The 21,229-nt window shown below is 43.2% G+C and carries 21 protein-coding genes; 7 read left to right on the top strand and 14 right to left on the bottom strand.

Going from position 1 to position 21,229, the window contains the following annotated elements:
* Positions 1–321 precede the first annotated feature (321 nt).
* Together tagD and AE2B122_RS06925 are read left to right on the top strand one after the other, a co-directional pair.
* Positions 322–720 (top strand): glycerol-3-phosphate cytidylyltransferase, encoded by a 399-nt coding sequence (gene tagD / locus AE2B122_RS06930; RefSeq protein WP_038564171.1) that lies wholly within the window; start codon positions 322–324, stop codon positions 718–720.
* Between the two features lie 112 nt (positions 721–832).
* Positions 833–1,912, top strand: a complete 1,080-nt coding sequence (locus AE2B122_RS06925; RefSeq protein ID WP_254593440.1) for a CDP-glycerol glycerophosphotransferase family protein — start codon at positions 833–835, stop codon at positions 1,910–1,912.
* A 60-nt stretch (positions 1,913–1,972) separates the two neighbouring features.
* Here AE2B122_RS06925 and AE2B122_RS06920 read toward each other — a convergent pair whose 3' ends face one another.
* From AE2B122_RS06920 to murJ, 5 genes are all read right to left on the bottom strand, one after another.
* Positions 1,973–3,064 (bottom strand): glycosyltransferase family 4 protein, encoded by a 1,092-nt coding sequence (locus AE2B122_RS06920; RefSeq protein WP_175073461.1) that lies wholly within the window; start codon positions 3,062–3,064, stop codon positions 1,973–1,975.
* Positions 3,065–3,260: 196 nt separating this feature from the next.
* Positions 3,261–3,740, bottom strand: coding sequence for a PssE/Cps14G family polysaccharide biosynthesis glycosyltransferase (gene pssE, locus AE2B122_RS06915; RefSeq protein WP_175073460.1), 480 nt, complete (start codon positions 3,738–3,740; stop codon positions 3,261–3,263).
* Positions 3,737–4,222 carry a PssD/Cps14F family polysaccharide biosynthesis glycosyltransferase gene (gene pssD / locus AE2B122_RS06910; RefSeq protein ID WP_254593439.1) on the bottom strand — a complete coding sequence of 162 codons (486 nt, stop codon included), beginning with the start codon at positions 4,220–4,222 and terminating at the stop codon, positions 3,737–3,739. The genes pssE and pssD overlap by 4 nt, the downstream gene beginning before the upstream one ends.
* A gap of 34 nt (positions 4,223–4,256) precedes the next feature.
* Entirely contained in the window at positions 4,257–5,639 is a 1,383-nt protein-coding gene (locus AE2B122_RS06905; protein WP_175073459.1) for an O-antigen ligase family protein, read from the bottom strand.
* Between the two features lie 32 nt (positions 5,640–5,671).
* Positions 5,672–7,183 carry a murein biosynthesis integral membrane protein MurJ gene (murJ, locus tag AE2B122_RS06900; protein WP_095268320.1) on the bottom strand — a complete coding sequence of 504 codons (1,512 nt, stop codon included), beginning with the start codon at positions 7,181–7,183 and terminating at the stop codon, positions 5,672–5,674.
* A 293-nt stretch (positions 7,184–7,476) separates the two neighbouring features.
* On the opposite strand from murJ, the gene AE2B122_RS06895 reads away from it, so the two are divergent.
* Genes AE2B122_RS06895 through AE2B122_RS06880 form a run of 4 tightly spaced genes read left to right on the top strand, consistent with a single transcriptional unit; the run spans position 7,477 to position 10,822 of the window.
* Positions 7,477–8,445: a glycosyltransferase family 2 protein gene (locus tag AE2B122_RS06895; RefSeq protein WP_095268319.1), complete on the top strand. Its 969-nt coding sequence runs from the start codon at positions 7,477–7,479 to the stop codon at positions 8,443–8,445.
* On the top strand, positions 8,445–10,193 hold the full coding sequence (locus AE2B122_RS06890) for a DUF6020 family protein (protein WP_095268318.1): 1,749 nt from the start codon (positions 8,445–8,447) through the stop codon (positions 10,191–10,193). Before AE2B122_RS06895 ends, AE2B122_RS06890 begins: the two co-directional genes overlap by 1 nt.
* Positions 10,159–10,515 (top strand): EamA family transporter, encoded by a 357-nt coding sequence (locus AE2B122_RS06885; RefSeq protein WP_175073458.1) that lies wholly within the window; start codon positions 10,159–10,161, stop codon positions 10,513–10,515. Before AE2B122_RS06890 ends, AE2B122_RS06885 begins: the two co-directional genes overlap by 35 nt.
* A complete protein-coding gene (locus AE2B122_RS06880) occupies positions 10,502–10,822 on the top strand; it encodes an EamA family transporter (RefSeq protein ID WP_254593461.1) in 321 nt (106 codons plus the stop codon). Before AE2B122_RS06885 ends, AE2B122_RS06880 begins: the two co-directional genes overlap by 14 nt.
* Positions 10,823–10,838: 16 nt before the next feature.
* Here the strand turns inward: AE2B122_RS06880 and AE2B122_RS06875 are convergent, their stop codons facing one another.
* Positions 10,839–11,453: a TetR/AcrR family transcriptional regulator gene (locus tag AE2B122_RS06875; RefSeq protein WP_175073457.1), complete on the bottom strand. Its 615-nt coding sequence runs from the start codon at positions 11,451–11,453 to the stop codon at positions 10,839–10,841.
* 190 nt (positions 11,454–11,643) lie between these two features.
* Here AE2B122_RS06875 and AE2B122_RS06870 point away from each other — a divergent pair, with 190 nt between their 5' ends.
* Complete coding sequence (locus tag AE2B122_RS06870; protein ID WP_175073456.1) at positions 11,644–12,414, top strand: SDR family NAD(P)-dependent oxidoreductase; 771 nt, start codon at positions 11,644–11,646, stop codon at positions 12,412–12,414.
* Between the two features lie 42 nt (positions 12,415–12,456).
* On the opposite strand, the gene AE2B122_RS06865 is transcribed toward AE2B122_RS06870, so the two are convergent.
* The 8 genes from AE2B122_RS06865 to AE2B122_RS06830 form a co-directional block, all read right to left on the bottom strand.
* Positions 12,457–12,735 (bottom strand): AbrB/MazE/SpoVT family DNA-binding domain-containing protein, encoded by a 279-nt coding sequence (locus tag AE2B122_RS06865; protein WP_095219365.1) that lies wholly within the window; start codon positions 12,733–12,735, stop codon positions 12,457–12,459.
* 113 nt (positions 12,736–12,848) lie between these two features.
* Positions 12,849–15,248, bottom strand: a complete 2,400-nt coding sequence (locus AE2B122_RS06860) for a cell wall-binding repeat-containing protein (protein ID WP_175073455.1) — start codon at positions 15,246–15,248, stop codon at positions 12,849–12,851.
* A gap of 179 nt (positions 15,249–15,427) precedes the next feature.
* Positions 15,428–16,516 (bottom strand): glycosyltransferase, encoded by a 1,089-nt coding sequence (locus AE2B122_RS06855; RefSeq protein WP_175073454.1) that lies wholly within the window; start codon positions 16,514–16,516, stop codon positions 15,428–15,430.
* A gap of 97 nt (positions 16,517–16,613) precedes the next feature.
* Positions 16,614–17,858, bottom strand: coding sequence for an efflux RND transporter periplasmic adaptor subunit (locus tag AE2B122_RS06850; protein WP_175073453.1), 1,245 nt, complete (start codon positions 17,856–17,858; stop codon positions 16,614–16,616).
* 13 nt (positions 17,859–17,871) lie between these two features.
* A complete protein-coding gene (locus tag AE2B122_RS06845; protein ID WP_175073452.1) occupies positions 17,872–18,546 on the bottom strand; it encodes a hypothetical protein in 675 nt (224 codons plus the stop codon).
* Between the two features lie 101 nt (positions 18,547–18,647).
* Positions 18,648–19,766: an acyltransferase gene (locus AE2B122_RS06840; RefSeq protein ID WP_175073451.1), complete on the bottom strand. Its 1,119-nt coding sequence runs from the start codon at positions 19,764–19,766 to the stop codon at positions 18,648–18,650.
* A gap of 195 nt (positions 19,767–19,961) precedes the next feature.
* Complete coding sequence (locus tag AE2B122_RS06835) at positions 19,962–20,588, bottom strand: hypothetical protein (protein WP_175073450.1); 627 nt, start codon at positions 20,586–20,588, stop codon at positions 19,962–19,964.
* Positions 20,589–20,676: 88 nt separating this feature from the next.
* Complete coding sequence (locus AE2B122_RS06830; protein ID WP_175073449.1) at positions 20,677–21,162, bottom strand: competence protein ComK; 486 nt, start codon at positions 21,160–21,162, stop codon at positions 20,677–20,679.
* Positions 21,163–21,229: the final 67 nt, after the last annotated feature.

The following is a 21,229-nucleotide window of genomic DNA, read 5'->3' as shown; positions in this document are numbered from 1 at the left end:
CAACAATGCATTTGTAAAGTTCTTTACATATACTTCGTATTTGATATGACTTTTCTGATCATGCTTAGCATGTTTCATACCTAGTCATTTATACATTTTTTAACCAAATGCAGGAAAATTAGGTAAATATGTATGCGTTTTCGACATTTCACGCATATATTTGCATTCTATTATAATAGCAGACTTGAAATTTAATTAAAATGTAAATATAATGTTAATCAGGTGTAAATATTATGAGGTATAATTTACACTGTGACAATGAAGATGCAGACAACTTTTATATATGAAAAACCAAACTACAAAAGGAAATGAGGCACAACAATGAAGAAAGTAATTACGTACGGTACATTTGATTTGTTGCACTGGGGCCATGTGAATTTACTTCGCCGCGCGAAAGAAATGGGCGATTATCTGATTGTGGCAATTTCTTCTGATGAATTCAACAAGCTGAAGGACAAGAAGTCTTATCACAGCTTTGAAAACCGCAAAATGATCCTTGAAGCGATTCGTTATGTGGATGAAGTAATCGCAGAAGAGAACTGGGATCAGAAAGTCCACGACGTTGTGGACCATAATGTTGATGTATTCGTCATGGGCAGTGACTGGGAAGGTAAATTCGACTTCTTGAAAGACCATTGTGAAGTTGTTTACTTGCCACGTACAGTTGGTATCTCTACTTCTAAGATCAAAGACGATCTTTTAGAAGTGGATAATGGTTAGAGAATTAGCTATTTCTCTCTATCTAGCGTTCTTCAAAACGCTATTCATATGTTTCAAGCTATTTCCCCAAAAGAACAAAACCACCTTGGTTTCCTCTTTTGGGGATAATGTTTTGTATACAGCTAAATCGCTTGAAAAATGGAACGCGGGAGAAATAGTCATATTAAAGACTTCTTCCTGCCGGGAAGAATTTACTGATCTTGATGCGGAGATTGTACCATTTTCCATGACAAATGTTAGTGCTTTTCTAAAAGGTATCTATCATCTGGCCACTTCGCGCGTCGTGATGGTAGATAATTATTTTGGCTTTCTTGCTGTAACGGATTTCAAACCGAACGTCACATGCATTCAGCTGTGGCATGCAGCAGGTGCGATGAAAAAATTCGGTTTGACAGATCCTTCTGTTCAAACAAGAAGTCCAAGGGCTCAGGAAAGATTTAAACAAGTATACAGCCGCTTCACATATGTAACCGTCGGTTCTGAAAAAATGGCATCTATCTTCCAGGAAAGCTTCGGACTTTCGAATGCGAATATACTGCGAACTGGTATGCCACGGACGGACTTCTTCTTTGACAATAGTCAAATCGAGCAAATCGAAAAAGAAATTACCGAGCAATATCCGATTATCAAGAAGCGTAAGGTCATCCTATATGCTCCAACTTACCGAGATGATGAGCTGGCCAAGCCTAAGATAGAACTTGATATCGAACGCTTATACCGTGAGCTGGGGCAGGAGTATGTATTATTCCTACGCCTCCACCCTGCTGTTACATGGGATCTAGCAAACTATTATCCAAATTTCGTAATCGATGTAACACACTACAAAAATATCAACCCGCTTTTACTAGTGACGGATATTTTGATTACCGATTATTCTTCGATACCATTTGAGTATTCTCTGCTTAATCGTCCGATTATCTTCTTTACGTATGATTTGGAGGATTATCAGAAAAAACGCGGTGTGTCAGACGAATATCTCGAGTCATTACCTGGACCAATGGTCAGAGATACAAAGTCACTCATCAAAGTAATTAAAAAGAGTGACTTCCAGCTGGAGAAGGTTCAGGCTTTCTCGAAGCAGTGGAACCAATATTCGAACGGACACGCTAGTGAGCAACTGGTACAAGTAATGTACACGTCCAATCCGGCCGTTGCTGCTACAGCCAATCCGTCTACACAAACTACACGCTGATGTTATCAGCGTGTTTTTTTTGTGTACAAAAAACCCTTCTCCACTGGAGAAGGGTTTCGTTTATTGCTGATGCTGTTTGCGTCGTTCTTCTTCTGTCACTTTCGGGAAACCTACCATATTGAGTAATGGACGATAGCGATCGCTAATCAATCCAGTAATTTCGACAATCAATTCAATTACTATTGCCAAGGCAATAATCAGGATGGCCGATCCCCACATGGTTGCTTCTGTATAAAGCACACCTGTAATGCTGAAGATTCCGCTGATTGCATAGATTACTATAACAGTCTGACGATGCGAGAATCCTAGATTTAGCAGACAGTGATGCAAATGCAGCTTATCTGGTGCTGACAAAGGCTTCTTCTGTACAATCCGGCGGATAATGGCAAATGTCGTATCCAAGATCGGTACGCCAAGAATGATGATTGGCACGATCAAGGAGAACAATGCGACGTTTTTGAACAAACCGCTTACGGATAGGACAGCAATCATATACCCGAGGAACAATGCTCCTGTATCTCCCATGAATATCTTAGCCGGGTGGAAGTTGAAAACTAGGAAGCCAAGTGTGCTGCCCAAAAGCAGGACACCCATCATTGCAGAAATTGGGTTACCCATGCTTATTGCTATCATAGCGATTGTGAATAACGCGATAGCTGAAACTCCTGCTGCCAATCCATCCAACCCATCAATCAAGTTGATGGCGTTCGTTATACCGACAATCCACAGAATCGTGATTGGAATTGCCCAAGCACCGAATTCGATACGGCCAGTGAATGGCAATGTTACAAAGTCGATCTGAATTCCGCCCAAGACCGTTACAGTTGCAGCTGCAATCTGTCCGATAAGCTTCACTCTTGCAGAAAGCATGAACTTATCGTCCAACATACCAATCAACGTGATCATTGTTGCACCAATCAGGATTGGTGCTGTGTTCGAATCATGTGGCATGAAAATTAGATAACCAATAATGAAACTGATGTAAATGGCCAATCCGCCCAGTCGCGGCATAATTTTCTGGTGTACTTTTCTAGCGTTTGGTTTATCCGTTGCTCCGATTGCGAATGCCAGCTTTTTCACCATAGGCGTCAGCGCGATCGAAAGAATGAAGCAAACTGCCAACGCTATGATTAAAGGCGTTATGTGTACCATTTGTATCCTCCTAAATAGCTTGCAAATCGTTCCAAATATGCTTTTATAGTCCAAGTATCATAATTTACTAGATTTCGACAGTATTCTGCGTAGGTTCTGTACTATTATAATGTTTCTGTTGACAAAACACAATTACACACAATGTAAAGTTTACATCAGAACCGGGTCAAGTGCCTTTACATTTCTTTTACATTTATCAAGCTTCTTTGATGAAGTTGCTTAGAATCGTGAACATTCGCTCTTTTCCGGATTGGAATGGCTCTGGCTGGAAGCTCTCTGTTTCCTGTATTATCTTGCCCAGGTCCTCCCCTTCTCCCCAACTAAGGATATGCTTTTGTTCCAAGAAGATGGACATTAGCTGCAGCTGATGATCATCGTTATGTTCTCCATACTTTTTCAGTCTGGCTGCTGCGATGACTTTTTTTCCTTTTTTCAAGGCGGAGATAACCGATCCGGTGCCTGCATGCGTGATAACAAGCCGGGCATCCTCCATCAGCTGATCCATGACCTCATAGTTAACGAATGGTTTAATCTTCAGTAGGTTACTGTCAAACTTCGTGTGTCCAGCTTGAACGACAACTTCCTCGGTGATAAATCCTTCTCGTTTCAGCCGTTCCACTTCTTCGAGCAGACGGGTGAATGGAAGCTCGTGGGTACCTAAGACGACCAGTATCAATAGATGGACCCCCCGTAGACCGCTTTCGGATAAATCTGTTTCATCGTTTCCCATTGAACAATGAATAAATCGGCAATCGGATAGATCAGCTTTCCAGAAATGGTCGGGGAAGTGGACTTCGCAAAGCTCTCAATGAAAATGACCCGCTTCCCGAACAGTTTAGCAATGTAGCACATCGGCACGGATGTATGTGCTCCTGTGGAAATGACGACATCCGGACGATGCTTCAAGAATAAGAAAATCGATTTTATGATGTTATAACTAAACTTGAATATATAGCGAAAAGGATAATTACGCGCTCCGTAAACAAGAAAGCTCATCGGGTGCTTGCCCTTCATTTGCTCCGTTATTTCGGATTTTTCTGTCACGATATGATAGTCATATTCTTTGAATAGCGGTTCCAGCTGCAAAAGCTGCGTTAAGTGTCCGCCAATGGAAGAGATCAGAAGCAACTTTTTCTTTTTATTTTTATTTTTCATCATCACAGAATCGCTCCATTTCAGTTAAGGTGAGATGCTATTGAAAGAACTTCTCCGGCTTCTGCTTGACCAATCCATACAGGAACCCGAGGAACAACGCCAGATAAAATCCAGATGCTGGTGACGATAAAATGTGGCCGGCAATGAATGCTGCACCAAGACCGATACAAGCTCCCACACCACTGAACAAAGCTGTTGCGCTTACTGTACGGAAGCGCTGCTTGAATATGAACACCAGAATACTGCCGATAACGAACAGCAGTGGCAGTACGAGGATCAATGTCCCGAGATATCCAAAGCCGAAGAACCAATCCAAGATATCCATCTCGATGATCCTCGGTTCATCCCCTGTGTAGTTCCCACCGATTCCCATACCGAATACTTTTTGGATGACTGGTGCCCGTTCAAAATAATAAAGTACAGTGCCAAAGAATTCTTCCCGCCCATTCAACGCCATGAGCTGCCAGGAACTCCACTGTCTGACGCTGCCAGGAGGTGGAACTTCCCCACCTTCTTCCTCCGGCAATAGCGGAGCTTCTGCTTGTTCCTGCTGCTGTGCTGCCTTTTCATTTGCCATATCTACCGACAAACCGAGGTTATTACCTATTGGCATTTCAGGCGATACGAAGACGGTCACTGCTAACAGAACTAGGACAATACCTGCTTGAATGAAGTTATTGCGTTTGATTATTGCTTGTATAAGGAGCAATAGGAAGGCCATCCCTAATACAAGCAGGGCTGCTCCAAATGCGACTTTCGTTCCGATTGTCAGCATCGCCCATATCATGACGGCTATAAGTGCTGTACAGATAATTTGCGCCAGAAGGCCCTTCTTTATGAACAGATAGTAGATGATTGCTCCACAGAAACCCATACCTAAAATGGCACTGATTTCATTACCGGAAAAGAACCAGCCAGAATGACCTTGCTTTTCCAAATAATCGTAGCTCCTCTTCCCTGTACCAGTGAGTTCCGCTACAAGCATCACGACACTGACAACACTTGTGTTAATAAATAGATATTTCGGTACAATCACTTTCCATTCCCTATTTTCTCCGATATGACGGAAAATCATCACATAAACGAGTAAGGCAGTGATGAAGAAGAATGTTTTCAAGATAAATGTCAATTCACCTGCCGCTGAAACAGGATCCTTCCAAATCATATTGACACCGAAGTTGATGGCAAAATAGACAGCCAGCACTAGCATGTAAATGAAAGTATTTCTGCTCCAGCGCCGATCTGGGTAGCTAAGCATGTACAACGCTCCAATCGGAATGACGAGCAGCCGAATTGGATTGGAAACCGGTATCGAGAAGTACGACAGCAGGTCTAGAAACGGCTGAGCCAAAATGAAGAAAATGAATAGCTTTTCGAATATATGATAATTGTCCTTGAGTTTCTGTGTCAGAGCTTGCAAATGATTGTCCTCCTTCGTGCCACTCTTGCCAATTACTTAGCAGCGGAGCCGCCTCTTCCCAATAGGATGTAGAATGATTTGATTTTCATCAGGAATACGCAGATCAGAAATACGATGACACCGGCTGCTGAACAGATAAGAATTGTCAGGATAGGCTGTACATCGCTCAATGTCCCCTTAATAAAGAGGACAGCGATTCCCATGATGAGTACACTGGCAGTTGTCTTGGCCACATCCGCCAGCATCCCTTTAATAGGTATTCCACCCGTGAGCTTCCTGAATATAAGGAAGCAGGCGACTGCATAGATTAAGCCTGTCACAGATGAAGAAAGCGGGATACCGATGAAACCGAAGCTTTCTGTAAATAAGTAGTTGAGCAAGAGCTTCAAACCGATAGATAGGAACCCTAGCCGCATCATGTAATGTCCCTTTTCCATCGTATAAAAACCATTGTTTACGATAATTACCAGACTGTAGAATAAGATGGTTCCGAAGTAATAGTAAGCTGCGATGCTCGTCTTTTCTGCATGCTGTGCAGTGAATTCTCCGTTTACAAAAAGCAGGGTGACGATCTCCGGCATTAGCAGCATCATACCTGTCAGAACTGGCAGCAAGATAAAATACATTATCTGAAGACCGCGTGTGATATTCTCCTTAAAGCCTTTTATATCATGTTTTGCATATGCGGCAGCAAGCATTGGGAATACGATTGTGCCAACAGTGACACCGATAATATTCTGCGGGAATTGCGTTAGGTTCTTTGCGATATTTAAATATGTAGCGAAGCTTCTGCCAAGCATATTGGCAAAGGATGTATCAATCAACAATGTAATTTGGCCGATCATCGCCGTAAGCGCCACCGGAATGAAAATATGGTAGAAGCGTTTGTTTTCTTCCCAATTTATTTTGTCTTTTAAGGTAAGCGTCCGCTTAGGCAGCAGGAGCAGAAGCTTAAAGAGCAAACTTAGGATTACGCCTGCCAAGTTACCGAATGCAAAAGCATAGGCTCCTATATCATCAGCGAAGAGCAAGGCACTTCCTATTGTTCCTAAGAGCACGATTGCTTGTGCCAATACCGATAAATAGTATTTATTCTCGGCATCGAAGTAAGCTTCCAGCACAGCATTAACGCCGACGAATAATAACGATGAAAGGAAAATGATCGTCATGATTGTTGCCATCTGCGCTGCATCACCTGTTAGATTCGGAAACAGAAGACGAATATATACCGGCGCGATAAAGATGAAAACAATCGAGATCAGCAAACTGAACAGCAGCGTCCCTTTCCATACGTCCTGCAGATGCGAAAGCCCTCTGCTCTTTTCTTTGTATTTGATATAACTTGGAACGAACGCACTCTTCATCCCTGTTGTCAGGAACAAGATAAACATATTCGGCAATGCAAATGCCGCGTAGTAAGCGTCCGATTCACTGCCGGCTCCGAAATAATTGGTTATCAGCATATCCCGGATCAACCCTGATACTTTCAGCACGAGGGTCACGAACAGCAGTAGCAGACTTGCAATGCGAAGTTTCGACTTCATAATAGAACCTCTCTTTATTTGCCCATGTAGCACAAAGCTCCTGGGATGCGTATTGCTGGCTAAATTATAAGACTGAATAGAAAGGCGTTTCAAGGCAATTTACAGTATCTTAACGTAGGTCACAGTAGTTAAGGTACCTTAAACCCTTCCAGTAACTGGGCTAGGAGATAACTTTACAAAATATTCGTATATTCATACTATTTACAATTACTTCACCATTAGTTAACAGTTGCACAATAATCCTTTGCTAGACTTGGTTCGACATATCCTAGAAAAGGAATGGAGTGTACGTATTGAAAATAGCTGTATTGATTCCATGCTACAACGAAGAACAAACAATCGGTGATGTTATCGATGCTTTCCGGAACCAGCTGCCAAATGCAGATATCTATGTGTTCGACAACAATTCAAAAGACAAGACGAGCGAGGTCGCCCGGAGACACGGCGCAATTGTTCGTCACGAATACCAGCAGGGTAAGGGACATGTCGTCCGTTCTATGTTCCGAAATATTGAAGCGGATTGTTATGTAATGGTCGATGGGGATAATACATATCCAGCTGAATTCGTCCATGACCTGATTGCACCGATACAGGAAGGCCGTGCTAATATGGTCATCGGTGACCGCCTGTCGAATGGCACATACCTAAAAGAGAATAAGCGCAAGTTCCATAACCTTGGGAATACGATGGTGAAGAACTGCATCAACTTCCTATATAAAAAGAAGCTTAGCGATATCATGACAGGCTACCGTGCCTTTGACCGTCTTTTTGTCAAGACAATGCCAATTATGAGTCCCGGATTCGAGATCGAGACCGAGATGTCTATCCATGCACTCGATAAGCGGCTTGCAATCGTCGAAGTACCTATTACTTATCGGGACCGTCCGGAAGGAAGCTATTCAAAATTGAATACGTTGGCTGACGGCCGCAAAGTGCTTTATAAGATTTTCACCCTATTCAAGGAATACAAACCGATGCTCTTTTTCACAGCGTGGTCCCTTCTGTTTCTTGTACTTGGATTAGCTGTCGGTATCCCGGTCATTGCTGAATATTTCGCGACCGAGTTCATTACACGTGTTCCTTCGGCCATTCTCGCTGTTGGATTAGTTGTCCTTTCGGTGCTAAGTTTCGCTTGCGGTGCGATATTGGATACTGTAGCTTCCAATCAGCGTAAACAATACGAATTGGAATTGAACCGGATCCAGGCAGATAACAAACCAAGACCTGTCCAAGGTATGACCAGAACTGGAGGCTCCATGTAATGACGCGCGTTCGAAACCTTTTGATCAGTGTGGCTGCAGGTCTTGCAGCCACTATTTCTGTATTGGCTATAATGCAGGCAAGGCAGGATACGTCGCTTTTGAAATATGCTGCTCTTTCTGTTATTAGTATTTGTTTCTTTTATGCTTTTCTCACTTTGCGTAAACAAATTCTCCAGTCTGTTCTGGAGAAACGCTACATAATGATAGGCATCATTTTGCTGTCCGTTTATACGCTGATCAGCTTAATTGACTGGCCGCTGTTCATCAATCGCCCTTGGTATGAGACAGTGCTTGTGGATCTTATTTCACTTGCTACGATCTTCTGCTTCTTTTCCTTCATTGCTTTTGTCCTGCTGCGTGGAGGTTATATATGGCAGAAAACGACGGTAAGCAGGTGGCAAATCCTGTGGTATATGCTACCGATGATATTCGTCTGGATGTTCTACTTACTCGCCTTCTTCCCGGGTAATATGAGTCCCGATTCCTTGAACCATTGGCGGCAAGTAGAGAACATGGAGTTCAATAACTGGCATCCATTTGCTTACACAATGGTTATCTTAGTATTAACAATGATCTGGGATTCCCCTGCTATCATTGTCATATTCCAGATTCTGCTCATGTCGTTCGTTTATTCCTATGGAATCTATTCCTTCCGTCAGTATGGACTTGGAAAGGGTATCGCTTGGATTGCGGTTCTTCTATGGGCAGTACTGCCGGTCAACGGCATTTTCTCCACCATTCTTTGGAAAGATGTTGTTTATAGCACCTTTATCGTCTTCTTGACACTCTTTGTCATGAAAACAGTGCTGCAAGAAGGGAAAAATCTTCGGACTTGGAGTGGCATTGCAACATTTACGATTGTGCTTCTAGGCATTGCATTCTTCCGTAATAATGGATTGCCAATTGCCATTTTAACGGCCATTGGCATGCTCATAGCGTATCGACGAAACCGGAAGCAGCTGCTGACACCGCTTGTGTTGGTTTCCGCGCTTTATATTGTCGTCACCGGACCAGTATTTACGGCTTACAACATCCAATCTGCCAATCCGAATGAGTCGATGAGTATTCCGACGCAGCAAATTGCTGCAGTCGTGTCCCAGGATGGAGAGCTGACAGAAGAGCAGCTTGCTTATTTGGATACTATATTGCCGATTGATGACTGGGATGCGTATAATCCATATCTAACAGATCGAATAAAGTTCCATGATAATTTTAAGGATGATGTTATTGTGGCAGATATGGGTAAGTACATTTCGGTCTGGTTCGAGATTGTAAGGCAAAATCCTGCTATCGTCATAGAGGCTTATTTGAAACAAACTTCACTTATATGGCAAATTAACAAGCCTATTGATGGCTATACAAACCCTTATACAATCGATGTTGATCCAAACAGTATGGGCTTGGAAACAAAGCCGGTGAGTCAGACTTTGTATGATGTTATAGAATATGGACTGGAAACATCCCGCTACCATACGGAAGAGCTCTTCTGGCGACCAGTTGTGTTCAGCATTCTCATCGTCCTGTTCAGCTTGATAGCTTCCCGTAAACTCGGGGCGATTGCCTGGCTGCCAATTTTACCTGTCCTGCTCAATACAGGGACGATGTTTGTCGGGCTGCCGGCTCAAGATTATCGCTACCAAGTCAGCAACTGCATGGTGAGTATTTTCTTCCTTCTCTTTGCTTGTTTGTATAAGAAGGGAAAGGAGCCAAGCCATGGAGAACGCACAACCCCAACACAACAGTCGTAGCAAACAAAAGCTCGGTATTGCTTTAATCTTATTGTCAGCAGTATGCACAAGTGTCGGTCAGTTGTTATGGAAAATTGCGGACGGGGAAATCAATTTTCCCCTCCTGATCGGCTGTGCCTGTTATGGAGCAGGAGCAGTTACCATGATGATTGCATTCCGTTTCGGCAAGCTTAGTGTGCTGCATCCAATGCTGAGCCTTGGTTATGTTTTTGCATTAGTAATGGGTTCTATCTTCTTGGATGAGCATATCTCTGCCATGCATATTATCGGGACTGCGCTGATTATCGTTGGGGCAATCCTGATTGGGGGTGGGGAGAATTAGTTGGATCTTGTTAGTTTCTTGTACGATGCTTGGAGCTGGCGGTGGATTTTTCTTCAAGCGAGCCAGTGATCCATCAACACACACCTATCGTACGCTTCTAATCGGTCTCACTTGTTATGGGTCCGCTGCATTGATCAACATTTATGTGCTAACATTGCTGCCTTATTCTGTCGTCTTCCCACTGACCGCTATTACCTATGTATGGACACTATTGCTGTCGTATTACTTCTTAAAAGAACATATCCGCCTGCGGCAAATATTCGGTGTCGGCCTGCTTGTCGCCGGCGCTGCCTGTCTTGTTCTATGAAAAAACGACTCCCATTTTATTTCTGGGAGTCGTTTTCCTTTTGTACAGTTGTATTGACTAGTCTATGTGGGCGTACCCGAACTAATTCTGTAAATTGTTCCGAAAGATGCAAGGTGGAAAATTTGAAATTAGAGTCTGCCCAGCGCATGATAAAGCCGACAGTAGCAGCCATTTGAAAGTGAATCATCAGGTCATAATCAACCGGAATCCTTGGAGTTTCTGTTTCCATGTAGAAATCACCTGATAAGCATTCGACGAATACTTTCAGCATCTTGTCAGCTATGTCAGGATAAAGAATTCGAAGTGCCTGTAATACACGTCTTTCCTCATAGATATGCGTGAATATGCGCATCGTAGACGGAGCCTGTTCCTGTAAATCGACATAAGCACTTTCCTTATAAGGTTCTAACAATGCAATGGAAATGCCATCTAGGAAATCAGTAAGGATACTTTCCTTCAAGCTCTCTTTATCTGCAAAATGCTTATAGAAGGTACCCCGATTATAATCGGCTTGATCGGCTATTTGCTGAACGCTGATCCGCTTATCTTCTTCCTCCAGAATCAAATCGATATAAGCTTGTTTAAGAGCCTTCACACTTCTTTTACTACGTCGGTCCGTTCTTAATTTCATCAACAAAACCGCCTTTTTTGTTCATTAATATTATCTATCTTACATTTTTTCAAGCTGTTTGTTGAATAGGCTACAATACCTAGATTATTGAGCATTGTTACCTAATTGTCAATGCGCTAAGATTACTATGACATAATTTTCTCTAAATCTTCAGCTACTATCTTCTACATACAACAAGGGGGCTCGCACAGTGAAGGAATTCCAAGGACAGGTCGTTTTGATAACTGGTGCTGCCGGCGGAATCGGGTCAGCTGCAGCCAAAGCTTTTGCAGAAGCAGGAGCTAAACTTGCGTTGATCGACCTTTCAGAAAAGGCATTGAAAAGGGCCTCGGCAACTATTGATACAGAAAAGATTTTGCTTCCTGCAGACGTTACGAAAGAAGCAGAGGTAGAACAATTTGTTGAAAAGACACTGCATCGTTTTGGAAGAATCGATGTGTTCATTAATCAGGCAGGGTTGAGTGGTGATTTTGTTCCGATTACAGAACAGACTGCTGCGAGCTTGGAGGAAGTACTTCAAGTGAATGTAGTCGGCGCTTTCCTCGGCTTAAAACACGTTTTACGTGCCATGATCAAACAAAAAAGCGGCGTGGTCGTGAATACTGCATGCAGCGGCAGCCTACTGGGCGGGCCCGGTATGAGCACGTATGTCGCCTCCAAGCACGCCATGCTTGGACTCAATAAGACAGCAGCATTGGAAGTCGCAGACTATGGTATAAGGGTGAATGCAATTTGCCCTTCAGCTTTAGATACCGAATGGATGGAAGCTATCGAAACAAAAGCAGCTAAAGGGAATGAGAACACAGCTCGCCGAGGCTTTGAAGCGAGTTCACCTTTGAATCGGTATGGAGAAGTCGAAGAGGTAACTGGATTGATGCTATTCCTTGCTTCTAATCGCTCCAGCTTCATCAACGGCTCTTATTACCGTGTCGATGGAGGACAAGGCACAACTTCTGTGTAAAAAAAGAAAGACGAGCGACAGTTCCTGTCCGCTGCGTCTTTTTTAATTGGAATTAAGTTCTTCTTTTAGTTTGTCAAAGAGGATGCGGGCACCTTCCGGACTTAAATACAGGTTGTCTGCATATTGCTTGTTTTCCGGCGTGATTTCTCCCGTTATGGCACAAGTAAAACCAGGCTGATACTTTCGGAAGATGATCTTGTCACCTTCGACAAAAATTTCCACAGGATCTTTTTCTTCTATGCCGAACTCTCTTCTAATTTCTTTCGGCACGACGACACGTCCAAGATGATCGACCCGTCTTGTAATCCCGGTACTCTTCATGTAAACGCCTCCTTTACTGTGATGTTAACACTATACTATATATTTCTAATTTTTGAAAATATTATTGTCGTAAAAAAGAGCACAAACACTAATTATGTTTGCGCCCCCTTGTGCTACTGGAGTATTCCTTCCAATTCCTTGCGTGTCCGATCCGTGATAGCTGCATCTGAACCGAGATAGAAGATTTCCGGCTGATCTGTAATCTTATTCAGGAAAGCTCGTGTTGGCTTCGTGACAGCATCCGGTCTCGTAAGAACGATCGGTGCATCATACTTAGCTGCAAGAGGTGCACCCGACAGACTATCTACAGTCGTTTGACCGTTTGCAAAGAATACTTGATCCGGATTAGTTCCATAATACTTCGTGATAACAGCAGCATTCGTTGAATAGCGATCAGCTCCGTAAACGCGCTCCACAGAGGCGCCGAGCTGCTTGACTGCATCCGCTACGCGTTTAGACACAACTGTCTCACTGCCAATAATCGTTACTTTCTTGATACTATTGCGCTTAATATAGTTCTTTACTTCATCATGCAGTTCCCCTGTTCTTGTCAGCAAGATAGGGATACCCTCAATGCCCGCATGAGGTCCGATCGTCAACGCATCCGGTGATGTCTCATCTCCGACTGCCAAGAAGATCTCAGATGGCTTACTCGTAACAGCCGCTACTTCTTCTGCTACTTTTACGGCTGTCGCATAACGAGTAGATCCGGCTACCCGTTCAATTGTGCTATTAGGGAACTTCTTACGTAAATCGTTCTCAACATTTTTTGAAATAGCTGGTTCCGCTCCTACAATATAAATGATGGACGGATTTAGTCGGTCAATTTCCGTAACTGTCACCTGCTCCAACTTATTCTGATCAGTTAGCAAAAGCGGAGAATCCATTTGAGCCGCCAGGACACTTCCTGTGAAAGCATCGATTGGCAAGTCACTTCTTCCAAGCACGACTGCTTCAGGAGATTTCAGATGCCAACCGTAGTTAGAGATACTCGCACTAGTGGCATTACGGCGGGAACCTTCAAGATTGTGCACGACAACAGGCGCTTTGCTCAAATAACCGCTGGCTACATAACCAGTCTTGCCGCTGCTAGTACGCACTGGGTACCAAACATAATGATTCACATTGGAATTATTTGCAGTGTAGCCGCCAGTGATTGTCAGCTTCTCTCCTCTTGGCAAGGAACCGACAGAAGATCCATTCGGGCTATTGCGCAGCGTTAGCTTGTCAGCTGTAACGTAGACTGTGCTGCCATTCCCATAATTCTGTGTGCTCTCATGCAGTGGTCCTGGTGTGGAAATCTGATTTGTCTTGAATGAGAAGTACGAACCAAGTTTTCCGCTAATTCTGCCAGGTGTTAAAAGATGAGTCGGGAAAGGCGTCGTCGTTATTAACGACTGATTCTCCATCTCCTTATACACAAGCTCTTGGTAAGCAGTTTGCGGATTAGCTATTGGATCATTCCGTTCCAATCGGCCATTATATGCCAGAATGGCAAAGTACCAGTTTTCTAATTTATCAGGATTTCCATCGTTGACCTTCGGAATCAAATTATATGCTAAAGAGGATTCAGCTTTTGAGTTGGCTTCATTCCATTTGTCTTTCAAAATTTGCATCCCGCGGTCAATGTTATAGTCAATATCATGCATCAGGCGCTCGATTTCCTCTGTATCATTGCGGTTATAATCGGAAACCTGCATAATCCCAATACCAATACAGTCATAGCCGATTACGACATTGGATCCATCCGCAATGCTGCAGGAAGCCTGATAAGAAGGTGTGGTTCCCGTCCAATACTGTTTCCAGCCACTTTCACGGAATGCAATAGATTTAACGATTTCCGCTGGCACATCGTATTTAACTGCAGCAGCTGTCAGCTTACGGCTGATTGTGTCATAGCTTGGATTTGAATAGCCTGCTGCACTAGCACGGAACATGCGTGCTTGTACAGCACTTGCTGTCGGTTCTGTCCGCTTATCCTCTATCATCACTTGCTGCTGATCTACTGTAAATGCTTCGATGTATACTTCTTTAGGTTCTGCAAGTGGTACATCTTGTTCGATTTTCGGGTAGCTGACTTCAAGCTGTGCCCCTTCCTCATCTACAGTGAGTCTTGCTCCTTCATATAAATCGGATTGATAAATGCGTTCCAGTTTCTCACTTGTGACATGCAAAATGTCGAATTGCAGAGCTTGGGCAGTTCCATGAGTGCGATACTCTACAATTAAATAAGATGCATTGTCCATTTTCGTTTCCTGAACAGAAGCAATATCTGCATCTGGGATCGTGGATTCATAAAGCGTCCCAGAATCTCCTGTAATACGAATCTCCCCATTTTTATTATTCGTCACTTCGACTGTTTTACCATCTGACAATTGGACTGTTGCAGCACCCTGTGAAAAAATATGACTGTTCGATTCCGCATAGACACCACCCGGCTGGATGACTGCTAAACATGCAAGAAAAAGACCAGCAAAAAAGACAAGTGTATACGTCGCTCTGCTTCTTTCCACCTGTTACCCTCTTTCTTTTACTAGATTTACAATACAATATACTTATGTCGAATTTTGTATTGCCTCTTTTAAACTATAAAAAGGGTAGGTGGATTTTACTAGACAATCGGAAGAAATTTAACATTGCGAAACTCGATTTTACAATTCCTTAATAAAAAAAGTCCAACCGCGGTTGGACTTCATACAGAGAATATTTCCGATAGACGTGGCTTAATTGCTTCCACTTCATAAGCTGCTGCTGTCTGTTTTGCCTCTTCTTTCATCGACAGCTTCGCTGCTTCTGGCAGCTCCATATAAGTATTAATGCATCCAGCCAGCTCCTCAGCTGATCCCGGTTCAAAAAGAAAGCCATTCCTGCTGTGTTTCATGTAGTCTAACAGTCCTGCCATCCGGCTGCCGATAACAGGTGTTCCGCATGCCATAGCTTCTAGACCTACAAGCCCAAGGCTTTCTCCTTCTCGCATAGTTGGAAAACAGAACACAGTCATACTATTGTATACGCTGTTCAGCTTTTGCTGGGACAGAAGCGGGAAATGCACGAGATCTTCCCGTAAGCCATAATCGTCTACCAATTTATCGAAGCTTTCTTTCTCCAATCCATCACCAATGAACAATAGCTTATGGTTTTCCAATTTGCCTTGTTCCTTCAACAGCTTTGCAGCCTTCAGATAGACACCCCAGCCTTTTCCTCTATCAATTCGTCCCACAAATCCAATATAGCTATATGCTGCTTTAATCTCCAGCTCCTGGCAAGCTAGCTTTGTTTCCTTCTCATAAAAGGTATGTTTGTTGATACCGCCAGAAGGAAATATTTCGATCCGATTCGTCAAACCGTATTTCTGCTGCACAAGCTGCTTATAATAAGCGCTTGGTGTAATAACAGTATCAGATACTTCTAACAACCGCTTCACATAGGGCTGGTATTTCTGCCGTTTCTGAAACTCTGGCACAACATCACTGCCGTGCACATTTGTGTAAACAACCATATTCTTATTCAATTTCTTGGCAATCAGCACCGGAATTGAATTATGCGTTGCATAATGCACATAGGTAACATCGTATTTGCGGAATACTGATTTTCCGATTACTTTGATAAAGTGACTAGCATAGGCAATCAGCTTCCCGATGGAGCTCGATTGTTTTGTGACGACAGTACGGTCGAATGTTACTCCCGACTGTGCAAGAATCTTCTCCGTATTTTCGACAAACACCCCATAATTGGGATGCTGCTTGCTTGGATACATATTTGCGATCAAGTGAACTTTCATAAAATGTGCCCCTTACGTACTTAATTGTAAACAAATTGTACGCTTATTCGACAGTGCTTGCAGTAAGATCGTCTACTTCTTTAGAAACAATTTACAATCAATGATCCAGCAGACCGAGCAGGAACTCATAGCTTGTGAAGGAATCATTCCAAGTCGACCAATTCATTTGCTGGGCTTTCCATGGCGTAACGAAAGGTTCATTTTGGTAATAATCACCTTGATTTGCCGGAAGGAATGCTCCTGCTTCCAGACCAGATGTAATCGCTGCCTGTTTATCGTTCTGCGCCCCGATCCCCACTTTGGTAGTGAACAGTTGACCATTTGCCATTTTCCAAACTTGATCGTCTTCCACCTGCGCTGGTTTCACTGTAGGAGCTTGACTGGCATAGGCAAGTAAAATATCAGTATCTAAATGATAGCCAGCTAAAAGCTTATTGGCTTGTTCATCTTCTGCAAGATAAGATGCTTCAAACTTATACATACTTTCCTTACCATCGGTAGCAGCTGGTTGTTCAGCCAACTCCGTGATTTCCCCTTCCAAAGCAGGTCCATCATCAAGCTTGGCTTCAATCGTCATAGCATTCTGCACCTGTTTCCGCTCTGCTTCGGTCAGTTCTCCGGTAATGACGAGATCACTGCTCTGTAAAGTAATAACAGGCTTATTCCCAGATTCATCGATGGATTTAACAGTTCCTGCAGATGGACTCGTGACAGTCACAAATTCACCTGTCTCCTCCAAACCTGCCAGCTGCTCTTCTGCTGCAGTCAGCTCCGCATTCTTCTCAGCAAGCTCTTTTTCCAGACTGATGCGGTATTGTTCCTGCAATTGGGTAGTCTGTTCTTCCGTTGCCTGCTGCAGCGCTTCACTAGCTGCATCCGTATCTTCTTCGTTCTCAGATTCGTCTATCGTTTCTGGATCATTCACATCTTCTGAAAATGCGGCAGCCGCAAAATCAGACTCACCTGCTTCTGAAATTGCCTGCTCGACTGCCATCACCTTTTCATCCAGCGAGGTAATGCTAGCAGTTAGTTCACGATATGTTTTTGCATAATCAGCTACTCGGTAACTGAAAAGGTCAGCGCCCTCTTCTACTGTATCACCAGGCTCTACAAGCATTTCCGACACAGCTCCTGATTCTGAATCAAAATAGACTGGCTCTTCCTTTGCAGAGGTAAGTACACCCGGAACAGTTAACGTCTCTTTTACATCCTGCGCTGTTACTTGCTCCCACTTATGTATATAATTTGTCCTGCCTACCCGGCCATCATCATCCAAAAACAGGATGGCAATGTTGACCAGTACAAGGACGATTCCTAATGCTAGTATTAGCTTTTTCATCATCCTTCAAGCCCTCCTATGCGAAGATGAATGCAACAATCTTATTCCCAATTCCGCCAAGCAGTGTCAGCATTAGCATGTAGCAAAGATAGATCATGCCGACAACAGCCCATACATGCCATCGTTTTGCAGGGAACAGCAAAAGCAGGCATCTGGTTTGGAAATACAGGATGAGCAGTTGGAACAATGATACTGCACCAAACAAGCTGATGACCCAGGGTCTGTCTGTAAACAGATCGGCCATGACTCCAAGTGAAAACGGCGATCGATCCCATTCCAAGCCTGCTGCTAGTAATAGAAGCAGCCAGGATAGAGCTTCCAGTAGAAATACAACCCCAACACTTAACTGGATCACAACTAGTTTCTGATAAGGAATTTCATAAAACAGATAAAATACGAGAGACACAACAAAGATTACGAGAAGTCCGAGTCCGAGTCCCCAGACGAGTCGTCCGATGATGAACGAAAACTTCGCGGATTCGTAATCCGAACCTATGTACACTGCATTCAATTGATTCAGCGTCTCTGTCCCGGCACCAACCCATCCTAGTGCAGCAAAGACGAGACAGAAAGCGAGCAGGATCAGGACAGTCCATAACCAATGGCCACGCAGCTGTTCCGCTTCCCGCAGTTTGAATAATGTCTCCTTCGGGTTAGTCAAGAGACGGAAAGGATTCGTATGATATGTCATGTTCTGCCATCCTTTTTCTATGTATATAGTAAAAGATTACCGTAATTTTTCAAAATTTGCACATATATTTACAATAAAAAAATAGACTGGCAAAATGCCAGTCATTTGATAAGACTGTTGCTTGGACGAAGAGCAGTGCGCTGCTTCGCTCTTCTTGGTACTACTGGGTTGCTGAGTTTGTCTTTTAAATATTGTAATCCCACATATGATAGCAGAGATAACATATATAGAATAGGCGCATAAAGAATACCCCAGGCAAACGTATGAGTCACAGCTGATTGATCTAGTGCCTGATCTAAAATGCTGCGCCATAGAGTATGAACCAAGTAGATACCGACTACATTCTTGGCAATGATGCTTACATAACGATGCTTTCCAATGTTACGTGCTTTCAAGGTGAACAGAAGAAGGAATATCGTCAAAGGAATAGTACTGATGAGATACTCTCCTTGCGGCAAATCCAGCCCGTAATAAAGGGTAGAACGCTCTATCAGCTGCAGGGCAAAGCCAGCAGCAACTAGTATACCGATCGTCCTTACTCGAATTGATTGCGCTGCATGGACAATTTGTTTTTCATATAAACCAAAACAAGCTCCTAATGCTGTATAGAATAAACCGAAGTAAATTCCGTTTCTTGTTGTCTCCTCCATTGTGACATGGAAAAGTTCTCCATAAGATTGACCCAGAAGACCAATCAGATTAAGCACAAGACCTACTAGCAATGTAAGCTTCATTAGACGTAATCTGTAAGCAGCATAAATGATGATGATTGAAAAAATCAAAGCGAACATAAACCAAAGCTGAAATTGCGTATAAGATATCCCATCCAATAATGTGCGCCATTGGAAGGTATCCTGAAAGTATGCCGTCAGCTCAGCTTTTTGCTCACTCATGGTTCCGTTTGAAGTAGAAAGCATTTTTATAAAATCATATACCCAATAAAAAGCAAACCAAGCTGCAAGCAAACTGATCAGCTTTCCAGTATAGCGTTTGAAGTATGCGAATGTATCATCTGTTCGCTGCAGCTTCATGGCGAATAGATAGCCAGATGCTGCAAAGAAAAATGGTACTGAGAAGCGCGCGATTGTATCGATGATGAATGCCCAAGTTTCCCCATTTCCGAATGGGACAGCGGTGTCTCGGAATGTGTGTGTATGAATACAAACAACACCGAAGATCGCAAGGCATTTGAAGAAATCAATGGAGTAATTTCTCGTCATGTGCATCTACCTGCTTTCTTTGTACTAAGAGATTCTATCCGTCTTTTTCTCTTTATATACCCTATGATCAGGGTGCCGCAATACTTTTAACAGAACTGTAATGACAACACAATCTGTGCGCAATATGATTACAAACTCTATCCATTTAGCCCTAATTTTTCCCACAAAAAAAAAGCACTTACCTTGGGTAAGTGCTTAGATAGTTTGGCTGAATGCCTGCACAAGCAAATCTAACTTCTTGGCATTACTTGGACGCTCGTAGCTATGGTTTTGGAAATGCTCATCAAATGCAGCAGCCAGTGCGTCACAACGGCTGTCCCGCAAGATCGATTGGTAAAATTCGAAAAGGTGACGGTATTGTTCGATATAACGCGTCATCTTCTTATCGAATCCGATTAGGTGATTGGCCGACGGCAAACCGAGAAATGCGATTCTAGCCGGATCATATATCGGATAATGCACATTCAGTAGATGCAGCATATGTGTAACGAGGGGAAATTGCATCGAAGGGTTGCCCCGGCGGTTTCTCACTTCATATAATGCTGCTGTCAAACCGACAATTTTCAGCTTGTCCGGCTGACGTGCGGCTTCCTGAAACAGACGGAAGTAGGTATGTTCGAATGCCTCTGTCAGATTGGGATTGACCAAACCTATGTAGTGCTTCAATACATATCGAAATACTGGATTGTGATCAGGTCGTCTCGCTTCTTGGCGCAAAAATGCATCGAGGGCGATATCCTCCCGTCTGATTGATGTTAAAAGCTGGTCTTTATGAAGCAGCAGCTGCTCCAGAAGATCAGCTCCGGTGTATGTGTCGCGCATAAGACAGGTTTCCTCCTCCACTCCAAAGCTGGTAATTATAGTTTACATGATAACATAACAGCTTCGGCAGAAGAAGTGATTGATAGTTTCAGGATAAGCTTAATCCCATGAAGAAATGTTCATTATTGAGTAAGGCGATGACAGTACCTGTCCTTTTATACTGCTGGTCGAAGGAACGTTCAGACGTTTCCACAAACAGTGCAGTACCATTATAAAAGCTGACTTGAGTGCGACTTTTCTTTTCTTTATAGGATTGAATATGATAGAAAGACAGCCAGACGCAATTGGTGTTCGTAGGTGAGGAAGTTGGGAGCATAAAAACGCCATGAGCCGGATGCACTGGAATAGGCACCTTCTTGTCCGTCCGCAGAAGTCTGCCAATTGCATGTACCCTGCCCTCATAGGAGGATCCGTACTGCATACAGCTATGGTCAATGATCGAAAGAGGTGATTGTTCCACTAATATTTCTTTATCGGCTTCAAGAACACGGGATTGATACACTGGGTCGTGCAAACGAAACACAGCAATAGTATTGCGGGTAATGATGTACTGTTCCCTTTTTTCTATTTGCATAATTTCCCCCTCCAATATTGACTGATACAAGACTATATTACTATAAATAGCCACTCCAATATGTAAA

The sequence above is a fragment of the Terribacillus sp. AE2B 122 genome (genome assembly GCF_902497585.1).
In the GTDB taxonomy this organism is placed as follows: domain Bacteria; phylum Bacillota; class Bacilli; order Bacillales; family Amphibacillaceae; genus Terribacillus; species Terribacillus saccharophilus_A.
Note: the sequence above shows the minus strand (reverse complement) of the source record. Positions and strands in the feature narration are given on the sequence as shown.

Bases quoted from the DNA above. Each gene is read 5' to 3' on its own strand.
- tagD (WP_038564171.1), top strand. From the start codon at position 322: ATGAAGAAAGTAATTACGTACGGTACATTTGATTTGTTGCACTGGGGC.
- AE2B122_RS06920 (WP_175073461.1), bottom strand. From the start codon at position 3,064: ATGGTACACATAACGCCTTTAATCATAGCGTTGGCAGTTTGCTTCATT.
- pssD (WP_254593439.1), bottom strand. From the start codon at position 4,222: ATGATGAAAAATAAAAATAAAAAGAAAAAGTTGCTTCTGATCTCTTCC.
- murJ (WP_095268320.1), bottom strand. From the start codon at position 7,183: ATGAAGTCGAAACTTCGCATTGCAAGTCTGCTACTGCTGTTCGTGACC.
- AE2B122_RS06890 (WP_095268318.1), top strand. From the start codon at position 8,445: ATGACGCGCGTTCGAAACCTTTTGATCAGTGTGGCTGCAGGTCTTGCA.
- AE2B122_RS06885 (WP_175073458.1), top strand. From the start codon at position 10,159: ATGGAGAACGCACAACCCCAACACAACAGTCGTAGCAAACAAAAGCTC.
- AE2B122_RS06875 (WP_175073457.1), bottom strand. From the start codon at position 11,453: ATGAAATTAAGAACGGACCGACGTAGTAAAAGAAGTGTGAAGGCTCTT.
- AE2B122_RS06865 (WP_095219365.1), bottom strand. From the start codon at position 12,735: ATGAAGAGTACCGGGATTACAAGACGGGTCGATCATCTTGGACGTGTC.
- AE2B122_RS06855 (WP_175073454.1), bottom strand. From the start codon at position 16,516: ATGAAAGTTCACTTGATCGCAAATATGTATCCAAGCAAGCAGCATCCC.
- AE2B122_RS06850 (WP_175073453.1), bottom strand. From the start codon at position 17,858: ATGATGAAAAAGCTAATACTAGCATTAGGAATCGTCCTTGTACTGGTC.
- AE2B122_RS06845 (WP_175073452.1), bottom strand. From the start codon at position 18,546: ATGACATATCATACGAATCCTTTCCGTCTCTTGACTAACCCGAAGGAG.
- AE2B122_RS06840 (WP_175073451.1), bottom strand. From the start codon at position 19,766: ATGACGAGAAATTACTCCATTGATTTCTTCAAATGCCTTGCGATCTTC.
- AE2B122_RS06835 (WP_175073450.1), bottom strand. From the start codon at position 20,588: ATGCGCGACACATACACCGGAGCTGATCTTCTGGAGCAGCTGCTGCTT.
- AE2B122_RS06830 (WP_175073449.1), bottom strand. From the start codon at position 21,162: ATGCAAATAGAAAAAAGGGAACAGTACATCATTACCCGCAATACTATT.